Source organism: Caulobacter sp. GW821-FHT10F06, assembly GCF_058809215.1.
Map to the genome: position 1 here is coordinate 383,368 of NZ_JBXASK010000004.1, position 15,223 is coordinate 398,590.

The window sequence follows — 15,223 nt, forward strand, 5'->3', positions numbered from 1 at the left end:
ATGACCGAGTCAGACACCCTCGCCCCTCAGCGCTGGATCTTCGATGCCCGCCGGCTGCGGCCTGGTGATGTCGTTCTCGAGCGCGCCGAAGGCAAGCAGAGCGACCTGATCGCCGCGGCGACGGGCGGCGACTACAGCCACGCCCTAATCCTGGTCGACGGCGGCGACTTCATCGAGGCGGTCCAGGGCGGCTCGCGAACGATCTCGGTGGTGCGGGTAGTGATCGACGATCCTTCGCGCTGGCGCGTGCTCCGCTATGTCGGTCATGGCCAGGGCAGTGCGGCCATCGCCGATGCAGCCGTGATCTTCGCGCGCAATCTCGTCTTCCGGCCCTATAATCTGAAGGGTGCGATCGCGTCGGTGACGCCGTTCCGTCCCAGCGAGAACGTCGCGCTCTTCTGCTCTCAGCTGGTGGCCGAAGCCTATCAACGCGCCGGCGCGCACGATTTGGGGGACCCCGACCGCATTACGCCCGCGAGCCTGGAGAAGTCGTCCGCCTTCGCCGAGGTGACGCTGGCACCGCTCCTGCCCGCACCGTTCGACCTGCCCAGCGATCGTGCGGTCGGTTACGCCGACACGACCATGGAGCGGGAAAACCTCCTGGCCCAGGCCGCCTTCCAGACGGTGGCGGCCGACCTCGGCGTTTTGGAAGCCAGCCATGGTACCGCGCCGTGGCCGCCAGGCGGCTTGCCGGACCTCGTCCATCTTTTCGCGGTCTGCGACCCGACGCTGGGACGCCCCTTGGCCCAGCGCGTTCACCAGGTTCTCAAGGACGGCGGCTACTACACGTTCTTCACCGCCGAGCTGAAGGCCGATCTCCTCGCCCGCGCTCCCAATGCGCCCCTGGAGGTGGTGCGCAACTGGGCCGTCAGCCACAAGCGATCCAAGAACAACGCCGAGCAATCGGCGGCAATCGCCGCGCGCCGTTCCTGGCCGTTCTGGGTCGCCCACGCCCGACTGCACACCAGCAACACGCGCTTCTTCGCCAGCCTGATCGCCAAGTCCAGGTACGGCCAATGACGCCGCCGCCGATGGAGTGCTTCCGCATCGATGAAGGCGGCTATACCGGTTTTGACCTGCTCAACGCCGACCAGCGCTTCCAAGGCGCAGCGGCGATCGCGATCCAGGACGACGAGGCCGCGCGGCTGATCAAGGCCCACTTCCCCAAACTCAAGGCCGAGGAACTGAAGTACCGGTCCCTCTCGCGCCGGCCGCCGAACCACCCGCGCCTGCTGGCCCTGATGCAGGACGTCCTGACGTCCCACAAGTGCGTCACCTATGTCTGCGACAAGCGCTACCTGTTGACGCTGATGTTCCTCGATTACGCCGTCGAGCCCTTCTATTACGCGCGCGGGCTGAACTTCTACGAAGACGGCCAGAACTACGCCCTGGGCTCGCTATTGATGGCGGCCGGCGCCGGCTTGCTAGACGGGCCGGCGTTCGACGCAATGCTGGCTGCTTTCCAGCGCGCGGTGAAGGACAAGACCCCGGAGACGCTGGACGCGCTCGTCGCCGCCGTCCGAGCCACCCGTTGGCGCGAACTGCCCGAAGCGCTGGGACCGCTGGCCCAATACGCCGCGCCCGAATGCCTGACCGCGATCGCCACGCCAGGCGTGTCGACGGATGCGGCGCTGATCGTGCTGCAGGCGCTGATTTCGCGGATGGAAGCCATGACGCAGGGCCCCTACCGGGTCGAGCATGACCAGTCCAAGAACCTGGCCACCTACCACGCCCTGATCCAGCGCTTCATCGACCATGACCAAGCCGTCGAGCTGCGTCAGTCGGACATCGCCAGTTTCAAGTTCCCGCTGAAGCTGACTGAGGTCGTGCAGGTCGACTCCAAGACCAGCCCAGCCGTGCAGCTGGCTGACGTGATGATCGGGGCCGCGCTGGAGGCGGCCAACACCCTGACCGGCCACCGGACCGGAGGCCTGGATCCGCTATCGGTGCTGAGCCTCTACCGGCCCGACCAGTTCATCCATATGATCCCCGACATCGACTTCGACACGCAGAAGCGCTTTCGCAAGGGCACGCAGGCGGCCGAGGTCATCGACTACTTCTCGACCCACTTCGCCGATCCGTATGACGGGCCTGGCAGGTCCTAGACCTCCGCTGCCTCGGGCGCGACCGACGACTGACGCGGCAGCAAGCCACGCGCGTCGATATGCACGACCACGCGCTGGCAAAGGCGGCTGAGCCGGGTGGCGCGCCGGGCTAGCCCGATCATGGCCTGGGGCTGGACGTGGTTGTAGCGCTCGCGCAGCGCGCCGTTCAAATGACCAACCTCGGTGAACCGGATCCCCATCGGCGTGAACTGCATGCGGGCATGGGCCATGGTGTTGCGCAAGGACGCGCTGGCTTCGAAGCGTTCCAGGAAGCTGAGGCCGAAATCGCGATAGGGCTGGAGCGGTCCGGGCGCATTCAGGACCGCGCGCAGATATTGAAGACGGTCGTGGAGCATGCGGGGGTACTTGGCCAGCAACGGCCTGTAGGCCGGATGCCACGAACAGCGAATGATCGTGTGATTCAGATGGGTCTCGATGAAGCCCCAAGCCGAGACGATGACGCCACGATAGAGCATGGCCGCCAAATCGTCCGGTTCGTCGGTCCAGGGATTGATCTCGACCATGCAGTCGAAGCGCCCAGGGTCACGCCGCGCCCCCGGCTCCGCCATGCCACGAAAGGGTCCGCCTTTGGCCAAGCGTTGGGACAGGTCCATTATCGCACCCTCGCTTCGCCGCATGCGTACAGGCGCTTTTGATCTAGCCCCGCGCGCCGGTTTCGCCGATCCGCGCCATAGACCTCGCTGAAGGCGGCCGCCAGCATCTCGGCCATCAGATCGGCGTCGACGCCTTGCAGACGCACCAGGGTCACGCCGGTGGCGCGGCGACGGCCAGGTTCGACGGTGACGTTGTCGCTCTGGGCGATGGCCCTGGCCTGGTCGCTGCGGCTGAGTTTGAGGACGGCCCAGCCGGCCGCGGGCCAGCCCAGGGTGGCGAAGGCCTTGTCACCGATCCGAAACTGAACCGCGTCGAGCACCGGACGAACCTGGACACCGGTTCCCAGGCTACGGGCAAGATCGGAGAAGGCTTCAGGCGTCATGACGATCCTCACGCGGAGCGATGTCCTTGAAGGCCATGAGTCGCGCCGTGACGGCAAAACTGCCGGCACGTCACGTCAGGAGCGGTCGCAAGCGCCTCCGGGCGCGATATCAGCGCTTGCGCGAAGCCTTCACCGAGGCTCCGACCGACCGGACCGGCTGGTGTCCAGCCGGAGCCAAGGCCATCCAGATGTCTACGTCATGGATTGCCCCCGAGAAGACGTCTTCAACGGTCACGATCGTTTCAAAAACATCGGTCGCCGAGACGGTGACGGCGACGTCAATGCCCAAGCTCTGACCGGCTTGCACGACAGCCGCGCGCTCACTGGGGGTGAGCGGGAAATCCAAAGTGACCCTCTTCAGGTCCAGGGTGGTGTTCGGGGCGATCGTCGCGCTGAAGGCGCCGGACGTGAAGGGCTGGCTGCCGCGACCTTTGCCAGTTGCTGCGACGCGATAGGTCAGAACCGCCGACCAGGTCACGTCAAGCGCCGGCGAGGCGCCGTTATTCCGCAAGGCCACCATCAGGCGCGGCTTGTTATCGGCGTCGTCGATAAAAAGCTGGACCGCTTCGAACGAAAGATAGCAACGCGTCTGGGCTTGGCCGATTTTCCGGTTGTCGGCATTGGATCGCCTGGACAGTTCCAAGGCGCCGAGCAGAGCCAGAAAGCCTACCGCGGCGACCCCAAGACTCCAACAGGCTATGGTGTTGGCCGTGTCACTGTTTTTCACCGCGCGTTCGGCGGCCAAGGCCGCGCGCCATTGGGCGCAGAGGTCGGCGCTGTCGTGGGAAGGATCGTTGTAGCACTCGATCTTCGTCAGGTCCGGATAGGCCCTGTAAGGCTGTTCCTTGGGCGCCTGCGGCGGGGGCGGCGCCGGCTTTGCAGGTGGCCTCGCGGGCGTCTTGGCCTTGGTCTCGCCGCGGCCCACACCGGCTTGCGCCTTGCCGGGCGTTGCGTTGACCTTTTGCACTGCGGTGGCGGGGACGTCCGGCACGCCGGACACGGCCTGCTCGTCAGAGCGGGCTGACACGGCCACGGCGACCGTCAGGCCGCAAACCAGGGCCATAATGGCCAGGCTCCAGCACGATCGGGCCTGTCGGCGCACCATCTTTCCTGGCATTGAGACCTCCGTTGCAGTCAGGGCCAATCTAGAGAGCGATCGCGAGGCGGTGGAAGTCATGATCACTCAAACACCTAATGGCCACGTGGAGCGATATCTCCAACAGTACCTGAGCGCCGCCCACGCGCCGGGCTTCGCCGTGCTTCTGACCGGACCTTGGGGTGTGGGCAAGACCTACCTAATCTCAAACCAAGCGTGGCCCCAGGATGGTGGCGGCCCCAGGATCGTTAGGATCAGCCTCTACGGGCTGGCCAGCCGCCATGAGATCGACCAGGCCCTCTCGCTGGCGCGCTATCCGTGGCTGGCCGAGCCGCGCGTCAATGAGCGCCCACGACATGGCGATCCTGTCCGGGCCGTGCGGACCGATTTCGATCGCGTTCCAACCATGGCCTCGGGATCCGACACGACCGCCTATGTCTTCGATGACCTTGAGCGCTGCGGCATGCCCATCAAGGACGCGCTCGGCTACATCAACAACTTCGTCGAGCGGGAAGGTCGAAAGGTCATTGTCCTGGCCAACGAGACGCCGCTCCTCAAGCGGAAGGTTCGTGCGTCCTACTTGGCGGCCAAGGAGAAGGTCATCGGCCGGACCTTTGCCATCAAGCCGGACTTCGACGCCGCGTTCGAGGCGTTCCTGACGCAGATAGATGACGAGGCGGCCAGAACGTGGATGGGGTCCGTCAAATCGGAGATCCGCAGTCTCCACGACCAATCCGGAACGGAGAACCTGCGTATCCTGCAGCAGACGATGTGGGATTTCGAACGCCTCTATCGGGGCTTGGCCACGCGACACCGGGAAAAGGCTGAAGCCCTTGAGGCGCTCATGCGGCTTTGCTTCCCGCTAGCGTTCGAACTCAAGTCCGGCGATTTGCAAGCGAGCGATCTATACGGACGGATGGCGGCGCGTTTTGGAAGCCTGTTCGGCGACAAGGCCCCAAGCCCGCTGCAGGTGGCGGCAAAGAAGTACGCCGGTGTGTCGCTTCATGACTCGATCCTGCCCGATGATCTCCTCGAAGAAATCCTCGTCAACGGCTTGGTTGACGAGGCCGCGCTCGCGGCCGCGCTAGACAAGAGCTCATGGTTCGTCACGGACGAAGAGCCGGCCTGGCGGACCGTGTGGTATTCGAGCGAACGCAAGGCGTCTGTCGTCGAGGCTGCGGCCACCAAACTACTGGCGCAGTTCGAGGCGCGCGAATTCGTTCGCTCTCCCGAGATCCTTCACGTGTTCAGCCAGATTCTGAAACTTAGCCGCCTGGAGGTCACCCCCTGGTCGCTGCAGGAAGCGCTCGACGAGTGCCGGCGCTATGTCGACGATTTGAGGTCTTCCAACCGCTTGGAGGCTCCAGCCGACAGTATGGACGACCTGGTGGGGCAGTCGGGAGCTTATGGTCTCGGCTTCGAGGGTAAGGACACTCCAGAGTTCCAGGCGTTATCGGCCTACCTGAGCCAAGAGCGCGTCCTGGCTGAACAGGACCGCCATCCTGAGCAGGCCGCTACCCTGGTCGAGATGCTCAAGGCCGACCCATCCGCCTTCATCCATCAAATCGCGCCAAGGCATGGCGCTGAGGCCCGGTTCGCCCGGTCCCCTGTCTTAGCGACGCTGGACGCTGATGCGTTCGCGGCTGCTCTCATCGAGCTGGATCCACTGGCGTTTCGCGAGGTTTTGCTTGGCTTGGCCAACCGATACGACCACAGCGCTTTACGCCGAGAGTTGGCGGCGGAGCTACCTTGGGCCAAGGCGTTACAACAGGCGCTCCTGGATCGCGCCAAAACCCTGCGTGTCTTCGATAAAAAGCGCGTCACCGAGAATGTGACCTGGATCCTGGCCCCCAAACTTCGGGCAGCCGAAGACACCCCCGAGCCGGCACCAGACACCGGCGCTTAAAACCCACGCTCGGCGGTCAAGGCCCCTCCCGGATACAGGGTCGTAAACGGGTCTGGTTGGCCAGGGACCAAGGCGCTGAATTCTGTGCAACGGCCCCGCGAGCCGAGAGGCCGAACACGGCCACGATTAGCGTCGCTCCGAGCGGCGCCTTATCCAAGTCGGCAACCCGTCGGACCGGCCTCGCAGGCGCACCGGTGCCCGCTCAAGAGGAATGAAGCCTGCACAGGAGCCCGCGCCCGGCGCGGGCGGGAGGCGGCGTCGAGCAACCGGCGGCGTGCCACAAAGCTCGTCTTTGAGGCTAGCCCGCAGGGTCGCACCCAAGAGAGCGGCGTCCAAGCGGCGACGTCAGACTTGGGCTAGGGCGAATCCACATTCAGCGCAGCCAGAGCATGATGGCGGCCAAGTGCACGAAGGCGAGGTAGTGAGCTGCCAAGCGGTCGTATCGGGTTGCGAAGCGCCTGAAGTGCTTGAGCTTGTTGAAGCAGCGCTCGACACGGTTTCTGAGTTTGTAGACGACCGGGTCGTGCGGGATGGGCGCCTTGCGCGAGCGGGTTGAAGGGATGACGGCGAGCGCGCCGATCTCGTCGAGATGCTGGCGTAGGCTGTTAGCGTCATACGCCCGGTCGGCGAGGACGGCCTTGGGTTTGTGGCCGCGGAGGAGGACCGGTACGGCGAGTATGTCGTGGCTCTGGCCCGGGGCGATGAGCAAGCGAACCGGTCGCCCGAGGCTGTCGCAGGCCATGTGAACCTTGGTGATCAGTCCGCCTCGGGAACGCCCCACAGCCGGATCGAGACCCCCTTTTTTGAGCCCGAACCTCGGCCGGTGGTCGCCTGCTGATGGGCCCGGACCAAAGTCGAGTCCAACATCAGATACTGGTTGTCCCGATCCTTGATCAGATCGTCGAACACCTTTTCCCAGACGCCAGCCTTCGCCCACCGGGTGAAGCGGGCGTGGACTGTCTTCCATTTGCCATAGCGTTCTGGGAGATGCTGCCAAAATGCGCCCGACCGCAGCACCCACAAAACCCCGTTTACAAACAGCCGGTTGTCGGCGCCGCTACGTCCGGGATCACCTATCTTGCCGGGGAGCAAAGGTGCGATACGCGCCCACTGCGCCTCGTTCAGTTCGTACCGTTTCACACCCATCACATGCCTCCGCCAAAGCGGAGACCTATGAATCACGCATCACACATCGCGTGAATCCCTGAATGTGGATTGGCCCTAGTCGTCCCTGGCCCAGCCGGCCGCCCCTTCGCAAAACTCGCAGCCCGTCTGGTAGCTGAACTCCAGATCGCCGCCGCCCAATTGCATCTCGGTGCAGAATCCGCAGACCCCGATCGTGTCCGAGGCGGCCAGGCATGCGCTGCAGATGTAGTGCTCGTGATGCTGCACGACTGTGTGGTAGCCGGTGCAGTGGGCGCAGTTCTTCTCCTTGAAGTCGATGTAGTCGTCCGGCCCGACGTTCTCGGTGTCAAGAATCTCGGCGAGTTGTTCGGCGTCGAGCTTGTGCCCGCAGGTCTCACAGGCGTGGTCGGAGCCGCCCCAGGCGGTGAGCTTCAGCATCTCACCGCAGATCTTCCCCGGGCATTCGATCGTGACCAAGGTGTCGCCAACCTCGCAGACCAGGCAATGCAGCCCGCTGACTTCGTCCGAAATCGGCGTAACTCGTGCAGCGGCGAACCCACATCCCATGCACGCCCGGAAATTCACACCCTTCTTCTTGGCTTCCACGATCGCGGGCTGGACGCCCTCGAACACGGCCGAAAGAAAGGCGCGATGCCCCTTCATGGCGAATCGAACGTCGCCGACCTTCCTAGCCACCCAGGGAAACTGCCCGGTCCAGTCAGAGAGCAGCCGCTCCAGGTGATACCAGCCCCGGCATTGTTCTAGCGCGATGGCCTGTTGGGCGTCGGACCCCGGCTCAGCGCCGTGGACGAAATGGATCATCCGATTGCGATGCGTGGAGATGGTATCGAAGACCTGCTCAGCCTCCTTTGAAATCGCCACGCCGGCGATGTTTCTGAGTCGGCCTATCGCCTGGCGCGGCGTGACCGTCTTGGCCTGCCCTTGCAGGAAGGCGTTGTGCTGGGCGCTATCGGGGTTATCGACGACCAGCGCCCAATGCTCGCGCATCAGCCGGGCTTTGAGAAACAGCTCAACCGCCGTCGCAAAGTGAATGGTCGAGAACTTCGGGCTGTCCTGAAACTCGGCGATGGCACGGTCTAGAAACTCAAAGGCGCTCTCCACAAGACCTTGCACGATGGTCTCGTGAGGCGGCGGCGGCGCAAAACGTTGGCGTCGGTGGCGATTGCTCATGGATGGGATTGTCGACGCTAGGCCGTTGGCGGTCCAGCCCACTTGAGAGCGGCTATCGGTGAGCACCACTTCAACAAGCGATCGGCCAAGACGGGGGAGTTCAAGGACGAGGACGAACATGTCGTGTTGGCGCGCCGGCCGCGATTCGAACGAACGTGGTGCCTCCTAAAGCGGACCTGACCAAGGTCAGCGATGAGTCAGGCCTCGCCGGTCGCGGGATGAGCGAGACATGCGCCTTGGCCGCCGCCCGAAAGCAGACCTTCCGAAGTCGGCGATGCGTCAGATCGGGGCGACTGAAAGCACTAACACGCCCAGGCCGTCGCAATGCTCTTGCCGCCTTTTCGCCGCGTGGGGCCAGATCATCCATCTGGCTATACAGTAGCGAGCGCTTGATCAAATTGGCCAATCGCCCGTGCGTCGATTCTCGAAAATTCAATGTCTAATCGAACGATTAAAGTTCATTCAGAGCAATTGGCGCCCGAGACCATCTTCTCGGCCTATTTACTGAGTACTTCGGCAAAACGTGATAAGCACCGATAGCTATGCCCCATGGGGCATAGGCCAAATCTCGCTGCACATTGCCTTGCAAAGACTCAAAATTTCAATCTGAATTCACACCACTTGGATGGATCGACTGACCTTCGACGCTCACGCGCGGAGACAGCGATCCCGTGCGCCAAGCGCAATCAGTGTGAAAGGAAGATCGATGAGGCCGAGCTAAACCCCGCGCCACCTGGCGGAGAAGCTGGGCCCGAGAAAGCTGGAACTTTCCCGGGCGCCGGTTCCGGAGCGAATCCGTAACGCGTTAGCAGCGAGCGGAACTCTCTCCCCACAAACCGACGGAGTCAACGGCCCTGCTGGGCCGATCCTTGAAACACGTCGGTGCTCCGCCTCTTCGAAAACAGGAGAGGACCAAATGAACGAGAACTCACCTAGCCACTTCGGACCAAATTCGGAGCCAGTGGCGCGATCGCTGTCGTCGCGGGCGTCCCTGCGAGACACGATCCACGCATCACTCAAAAGGCCGCGCTGCGGACCTGCCGGCTCAATCGAGCCGGCATCGGCTACCTTGGTCGTCACGCCCGACGGCAGTTCAATGCGCAGCGTCCTGACCGGTCGCCGGGTTATCGTCACCGGCTTCTACAACAGCAGAAAAGCCGGCCGCGCCCTTCCCTTCGAGGGCATGAACGAGGCCGCGCTCCTCAAGTACTGCGAGGTGGACACCCGCGTGGTGGACTACCTCTCTCAGCCTTTCCGCTTCGAGTTTGTGATGGACGGCAAGAAGCGCATCTACGTTGCGGACTGCGCGCGACTGTTGGACGACGGGACCGTCGAGGTCATCGAGGCCAAGGGGGATCGCAACAACCTTGGAGATGCAGACTACGTCCAAAAGCTTGATCGCGTGCGAGAGCTCTGCCTGGAGCTAGGCTGGCGCTTTAAGATTGTTACCCGCCGGCGACTTTTCGAGCCCGCGGCGATCCACGCCAACGTGGAGTTCGTTCAGTCACGCCGGCACGCGGTCGTTGACGCGTTGCGCGCGCATCAAGCGGTCGAGCGGATCAGGCTGGATGGTGGGCGCAGCTCCCTTGGTCGCCTCTCCGAGCTCTGGGAAAACTGGCAGATCGGCTTAGCGACCCTTCAATCGATGATGGTTCGCCGGCGGCTCGCGATCGACATCGCGCAGCCAATCTCCCGAGACAGCTGCGCGAGCCTAATAGGTGACGCGCCCCCGACCCTTTTCGGGAGTGCGGTGAGATGAGCATTTTGATCCGATTCAAGGCCGGAGAGACTTGGTCATTTCGCGGCAGGCGCATTCGATTTGAGTGCGAGATGGGTAATGGGCGGCTGTTCTTTCGCGACGAAGACACGCTGAGCGCCTTCCAGGTCGAAGACGAAGATGGCTCACCCTGCGCCCCATCCACCGACTGGGCGGTAGAAGCCTACGCCGGCGGCGACCTGAAGCGAGAGCGTGACTTCTCCGGCCCGCTCGAGCGCCGCCAAGCGGCGCTCCAAGACATTGATTTTGAAACCGCCCAGCAGAAAGATCCGCAGTCCATACTCCGCCTGCGCGTACTAACGGCCTTGGACCGACTTCCTGAACTTCCGCGCAGCGATCGCGCCGTCGGCTTGGCGATCTCCCGCCTTTGGGGCGCAGATCCAGATTTGGCGGCAAGGTTTCCGCGAAAACCCTCACCCAAGAGCGTTCGTCGATGGCTTGATGAGCGAGGCGCACCTGGCGAACGCCACCTCAGCCTTATGGTATCGAGAGCGGGACGCGTTAAGCGCAAGAAGCGTCTGCCATCAGACATCCACGCCGTTATGCACGAGGCCGCTCTTTGGTATTGGTCCAGTCGGAGATGGTTGATTGACGATGCCTATGCCCGTTGCGTTGCCGCCATCATCGAAAGCAACGGCAAGCGTAAGCTGGAGGGTCTGCCCCCTCTAAAAAAGCCCTCTGACGAGTGGTTCCGGCAAGTCGTTCGCGGGCTTGAGTGTTATGAAACCGTCCGTGAAAAATACGGCGCCCGCGCAGCCAGTATGCGCTTCAAGCCGTGCGGCAAAGGGACTGAAGCCACCAGAATTCTTCAGATCGGCGTTATGGATCACACGGTGCTCGATGGCGTCGCTGTAATCGATGCAGACTACATGCTGCCCGCTGGTCGGCCATATCTCACCGTAGTCGCTGACGTCTTCAGCGGGTGCATCGTTGGATTTTACATTTCATTTGAGCCGCCTTCGATTCACTCCGTAATCGAGTGCATCAAGCGCGCTAACCAGCCAAAGACGAACCTATTATCGAGCGCTTCTAAGTTTCCGATATTGAGAGATATATTTGGATACTTTGACGAGGTATTTTTTGACAATGGCAAGGAGTTTGCCGGCGCATCGATGCACGACAGTGTCGCGGACATGGGCCCCTCTCTTCGTTTAGCGCCAATCGCTTCACCAACCTACAAGGCGATTGTCGAGCGCTTCTTCGGAACACTGAACACAATATTAAACCGAAAACTGCCAGGCGGTATATTCAAACCCGAACTCCTGCGAGAATTTGGCTACGATCCGTTTAAGGATGCAGTTCTCACCCTCGATCAACTCGAAGAACTGATATGGGATGCCTTGGTCATCCACCACATCAATCCTCCAGACCGAGAGCACATACCGAGAGCTCAGGTCTGGGAAACAAGTGCGCTCCACGATGGAATACCTGTCCTAGACGACCCTTCTGAACTCGACAAACTGCTGGGAAAGACCAAACACCCCTGTCTGGTTACCCGCTCTGGAGTCGAACTCTTCGGGCTGATCTATCACGACCCTAAGGAGGTCGCCGGGTTGCTGGAGGATCTCGCCCCCAGGGAACCAATGAGAGCACGAAGAAAGGGCTCTGCAACCGCTCGGGTGAAGGTAAAGTACAATCCGGCGAACATTGCCGAGATCCACGTCTGGAATAAAGTCACCAATCGATACGTCACTCTGCCTTGCGACCAAGAGAGATACGCGGCCGGGGTATCTCTATGGCACCACAGAAAACTGCAAGAGTGGGCCAAGCTCAAAGGGCTCAGCTTCAGCAGCGAACACGACCGGTTGCTCGTTCAGGCCCAGCTGATCCAAAAACTCGAGGAGATGGGGCCAAAGCTACGCGGTAAGGAGCTCAGGGCATTCTCCCGCTTGAGCAATTCGCCGAAGCTACGCGCCAAGCTTAGCCCAGACATCGCCATCGCCTACGCGCAGTCGCGGCCGGATGGCCTGTCGCCCGTGCTCATTCCCCACGAGACCATGGCCGCTGATCGCAGCGATGGTGGGCAAAAGCCATCCCGGCCAGCGCCGAGGAAAAAGCCGAAGGCCAAACCTCCCAGTCGCAAATCCACCCGCGTGAATGATCAGCGAAAGCCCGAGACTGGCGGCACGCCTGATTTCTCTGTGGACCTCTCCTCATGGAAGGAGGCGGACCTATGAGCGCCGAACGCATCGTCGCCAAAATGGCGCTCTTTGATCAGATCTACCTGCCCTACCCGCCTCACATCGCATTCCACAACGAGTGCAAGTATCTGCTGGAGCTGGGCATCGCGACGCGTGGGCGGCCGCAGAAGGGGATGCGCGCGCTGGCGCCATCTGGCTCCGGCAAAACGTCCGCCGCTCTATCTTTCATCCGGCAGTATCAAGCTAAAAATCCCAGAACCCAAACTAGCGTTCCGATCGTGTATGTGGCGCTTGAGCGGGCCGCGACCGCCAAGAAGCTGATGATCTCCATCCTCGAATATTTCGGGGATTCATACGCGGCCCACGGCAATGAGCAGGCCCTAAAGAAGCGCGTGATCGCATGCTTTCAGCGCTTCGCAACCCTTCTGTTGATCATCGACGAGGCCCAGCACCTCAACTATCGCGTCTACGAAAAGAACGACGTGACCGACAGCCTCAAGCGTCTTCTGGACGAAGGGGTGGTGCCGATCGTTTTCATAGGAACCAAGGACGCTGAGGATCTCTTCACTCGAAACGTGCAGCTCTCTAGTCGCCTGATATCTCCATGCGACTTCGAGCCGCTCGACCTCAGAGTCCAGGCCGATCGCAGCCTGTTGAGCGGATACGTCACGCTGCTGGATCAGGCCCTCGTTGAAAAACGAATCCTGCCCAATTCGAGCGGACTGGCAGATCCCGCGATTCTCACACGGCTCTTTCTGGTCGCCGACGGCGTTATCGGCCGCGTGTCGCGCCTCCTCACCGTGGCGCTTGAGATCGCGCTCCGCCGCGGTGCGGAACAGATCGAATGGCAAGACCTCGCGCTCGCAGTCGATCGCTGGGCCATTCCCAACGGCCTTACCAGCAAGAACCCGTTTTTGCAGGAGGATGCCCTGTGAGAACGACCGATGGTCCGGCTGTCATCGTCGATGACGGCCGCGTGCTCTTCCCCCTGAAGCCATACGAGGGAGAGAGCTACTTTGGGTTCACCACGCGTCTGGCAAGTTGGAACTGCTTCGAGAGCCGGCGACATTTCCTTCGAGCGGTAGGGTTTGCGCGGACGGTCGCTACCGATCTGCACCAGGCCCTCAATGACGATGGCTCTCTTGCCTGGCGCATGGGCCTAACTCACGACGAACTAGGCGCTCTCGTGGCCCGCAGCCTTGGCGATGACTATCGCCGCGAGCTCCATTGGAACAAGAGGCGCATCTCTCCCAAGGGCCTTTCCGTGAGTCTCCACCACAGGTTCGCATGGTCCATCGCCCGCCTACCGCATTGCCCATCAACCTGGGACTTACTCGTGGGAAAGTGTCCGTCCTGCAGCCACGAGCTGGGTTGGCCGGCCGCCCGAGAAGTACACCTATGCGAAAGTTGCGACTTTGATCTTCGGAGGGCCAAGACAGAGAAAGTGCCGCATGCAGCCCGTCAGGGGCTGGCCTTCCTCGCCGACCTTGCCGTCGTGGCGCCAAACGCGACGATAGCTCCCGATCTGGGCCTCCCAGTCGCTTTGGCCGGCGAGCGGCGTGTAGATGTTTTCCGCCTCATCTACCTGGTCGCTCGCGTCCTTGCGAAGTGGAAGGCGCTTCGCACGTTCGACAAATCCTCATCAGTTGCGCAGACCAAATACCTCGCCGAGGCCGTGGTCCTTTTTCACCAGTATCCGTACTCGCTTGACGAGTTCTCTGGCCCCGCACGAGGTCGGGAGATGCCGATGCTCAGTAGAATGCGCCTAGGTGTCGCACACGCTCCTGAATGTCTGCGCATGTTCGACAGACTTCTTTCGGATTGGGAGCCCTGCCGTCACGGCATCCAGCGCCTGAAACGTGAGCGCGAGGCGGCTGACTGCCTGACTGTCCGCGAGGCTGCGGAAGTCATGAGGATCGAAAACCGCGGCGTCCGCACGCTCGTGGACAGCGGTCTCCTCACCCCCGTAAATACACGGGGGAGCGAGCGAAAATACGACTGGTTGCCGAAGGATACGGTGACGAGGATCGCAGCCAGCCTGGCTCGGCGAGCCTCTGTTCGGGAGTTTTCTCGGACCTATCAAATCCCAGTCGGCGGCGTACTCCAGCTATGCGGCGCCGGACTGCTAACGGAGAATGCTTGCCCCTTTGTCGGTGCATTTCATCCTCCGCCGCAACTGGACGAGCAGGACGTCTCCCGGTTCGTCTCGCGCCTGCAGTCGGTTCTCCATTTTACGCCATATGGACTTGAGACGGTGTCGCTTGAGGACACCTTCCACGGGATTGGAGGCCAGCCGAAGCCTTGGAGCACGATTATTGGCGCCGCGCTCGGCCGCGATCTGAAGCTTTACGCCGACGATGGCATGGGCGGTCCTCTACGTATCAAGGACCTGCGTATTTCAAGGGAGCTAGCTCGCGCGCTGGTTTGCGGCCAGCGACAGGACCTCCTCAACATACCGGCGCCCATCTCGGCGTCGCTAACCCAGCAGACTTTCAGCCGCGGCGAAGCCGAGCAGTACCTCAACTGCTTTCCGAGGGATCTGTCGTGGCTACTGTGCAACGGCCATCTTGGCGCGGAGCTCCCAGCGGCGGCCATCGAACAGTTTGGCCGCGAGCTGATTTCGTCGCGCGAGATCGCATGGCGCTGGCGGGTATCCCCGACCATGCGTGACAGCCTCAGTGCTGATCAGGGCATAGCGAGATGCCTGGGACCCTTTTGGCAAAGGCGAGAGGTCGAGGAGCACTTCGCCGAGCTGTTCCCGCAAGGTGGAGCAGCATGATGTGAGCTTGCGGCAGATTGGCCCCGTTGCCGGGGCGTGGATCCAATGATCCGGCGGCCGAAGCCGTATCATTGGAATACCGCATAGGCGCGCGGCCTTCAAGCAA

Annotated in this window: 11 protein-coding genes and 1 pseudogene; 7 read left to right on the plus strand and 5 right to left on the minus strand. The window is 62.1% G+C overall.

Annotation, left to right across the window (positions count from 1 at the left end):
* The gene (locus AC1RUS_RS11220; protein WP_492916008.1) at positions 1 to 1,020 is read left to right on the plus strand and encodes a YiiX/YebB-like N1pC/P60 family cysteine hydrolase; all 1,020 of its coding nucleotides are present in this window, start codon (positions 1 to 3) and stop codon (positions 1,018 to 1,020) included.
* Complete coding sequence (locus AC1RUS_RS11225; protein WP_492916010.1) at positions 1,017 to 2,105, plus strand: hypothetical protein; 1,089 nt, start codon at positions 1,017 to 1,019, stop codon at positions 2,103 to 2,105. Before AC1RUS_RS11220 ends, AC1RUS_RS11225 begins: the two co-directional genes overlap by 4 nt.
* Here AC1RUS_RS11225 and AC1RUS_RS11230 read toward each other — a convergent pair.
* From AC1RUS_RS11230 to AC1RUS_RS11240, 3 genes are all read right to left on the minus strand, one after another.
* Positions 2,102 to 2,629, minus strand: a complete 528-nt coding sequence (locus AC1RUS_RS11230; RefSeq protein ID WP_492916012.1) for a hypothetical protein — start codon at positions 2,627 to 2,629, stop codon at positions 2,102 to 2,104. The two genes, AC1RUS_RS11225 and AC1RUS_RS11230, sit on opposite strands and share 4 nt — an antisense overlap.
* Positions 2,630 to 2,718: 89 nt before the next feature.
* Positions 2,719 to 3,102 carry an MmcQ/YjbR family DNA-binding protein gene (locus AC1RUS_RS11235; RefSeq protein WP_492916014.1) on the minus strand — a complete coding sequence of 128 codons (384 nt, stop codon included), beginning with the start codon at positions 3,100 to 3,102 and terminating at the stop codon, positions 2,719 to 2,721.
* A gap of 109 nt (positions 3,103 to 3,211) precedes the next feature.
* On the minus strand, positions 3,212 to 4,165 hold the full coding sequence (locus AC1RUS_RS11240) for a hypothetical protein (protein WP_492916016.1): 954 nt from the start codon (positions 4,163 to 4,165) through the stop codon (positions 3,212 to 3,214).
* Between the two features lies 1 nt (position 4,166).
* Between AC1RUS_RS11240 and AC1RUS_RS11245 the strand changes: the two genes are divergently transcribed.
* A complete protein-coding gene (locus AC1RUS_RS11245) occupies positions 4,167 to 6,104 on the plus strand; it encodes a P-loop NTPase fold protein (RefSeq protein WP_492916018.1) in 1,938 nt (645 codons plus the stop codon).
* A gap of 373 nt (positions 6,105 to 6,477) precedes the next feature.
* On the opposite strand, the pseudogene AC1RUS_RS11250 reads toward AC1RUS_RS11245, so the two are convergent.
* Positions 6,478 to 7,250, minus strand: a pseudogene (locus AC1RUS_RS11250) (IS5 family transposase).
* Positions 7,251 to 7,325: 75 nt separating this feature from the next.
* Positions 7,326 to 8,420 (minus strand): hypothetical protein, encoded by a 1,095-nt coding sequence (locus AC1RUS_RS11255; protein WP_492916020.1) that lies wholly within the window; start codon positions 8,418 to 8,420, stop codon positions 7,326 to 7,328.
* A gap of 1,069 nt (positions 8,421 to 9,489) precedes the next feature.
* Here AC1RUS_RS11255 and AC1RUS_RS11260 point away from each other — a divergent pair.
* The 4 genes from AC1RUS_RS11260 to AC1RUS_RS11275 all read left to right on the plus strand — a co-directional run bounded on the left by AC1RUS_RS11260 (position 9,490) and on the right by AC1RUS_RS11275 (position 15,117).
* Positions 9,490 to 10,179 carry a Tn7 transposase TnsA N-terminal domain-containing protein gene (locus AC1RUS_RS11260; RefSeq protein WP_492916022.1) on the plus strand — a complete coding sequence of 230 codons (690 nt, stop codon included), beginning with the start codon at positions 9,490 to 9,492 and terminating at the stop codon, positions 10,177 to 10,179.
* Complete coding sequence (locus AC1RUS_RS11265) at positions 10,176 to 12,374, plus strand: TnsB C-terminal domain-containing protein (protein ID WP_492916024.1); 2,199 nt, start codon at positions 10,176 to 10,178, stop codon at positions 12,372 to 12,374. Before AC1RUS_RS11260 ends, AC1RUS_RS11265 begins: the two co-directional genes overlap by 4 nt.
* On the plus strand, positions 12,371 to 13,273 hold the full coding sequence (locus AC1RUS_RS11270; RefSeq protein ID WP_492916026.1) for a TniB family NTP-binding protein: 903 nt from the start codon (positions 12,371 to 12,373) through the stop codon (positions 13,271 to 13,273). Before AC1RUS_RS11265 ends, AC1RUS_RS11270 begins: the two co-directional genes overlap by 4 nt.
* A gap of 509 nt (positions 13,274 to 13,782) precedes the next feature.
* Entirely contained in the window at positions 13,783 to 15,117 is a 1,335-nt protein-coding gene (locus tag AC1RUS_RS11275; RefSeq protein ID WP_492916028.1) for a hypothetical protein, read from the plus strand.
* The last annotated feature ends 106 nt before the right edge of the window (positions 15,118 to 15,223 follow it).

Bases quoted from the DNA above. Each gene is read 5' to 3' on its own strand.
- AC1RUS_RS11220 (WP_492916008.1), top strand. From the start codon at position 1: ATGACCGAGTCAGACACCCTCGCCCCTCAGCGCTGGATCTTCGATGCC.
- AC1RUS_RS11225 (WP_492916010.1), top strand. From the start codon at position 1,017: ATGACGCCGCCGCCGATGGAGTGCTTCCGCATCGATGAAGGCGGCTAT.
- AC1RUS_RS11230 (WP_492916012.1), bottom strand. From the start codon at position 2,629: ATGGTCGAGATCAATCCCTGGACCGACGAACCGGACGATTTGGCGGCC.
- AC1RUS_RS11235 (WP_492916014.1), bottom strand. From the start codon at position 3,102: ATGACGCCTGAAGCCTTCTCCGATCTTGCCCGTAGCCTGGGAACCGGT.
- AC1RUS_RS11240 (WP_492916016.1), bottom strand. From the start codon at position 4,165: ATGGCCCTGGTTTGCGGCCTGACGGTCGCCGTGGCCGTGTCAGCCCGC.
- AC1RUS_RS11245 (WP_492916018.1), top strand. From the start codon at position 4,167: ATGGCCAGGCTCCAGCACGATCGGGCCTGTCGGCGCACCATCTTTCCT.
- AC1RUS_RS11255 (WP_492916020.1), bottom strand. From the start codon at position 8,420: ATGAGCAATCGCCACCGACGCCAACGTTTTGCGCCGCCGCCGCCTCAC.
- AC1RUS_RS11265 (WP_492916024.1), top strand. From the start codon at position 10,176: ATGAGCATTTTGATCCGATTCAAGGCCGGAGAGACTTGGTCATTTCGC.
- AC1RUS_RS11270 (WP_492916026.1), top strand. From the start codon at position 12,371: ATGAGCGCCGAACGCATCGTCGCCAAAATGGCGCTCTTTGATCAGATC.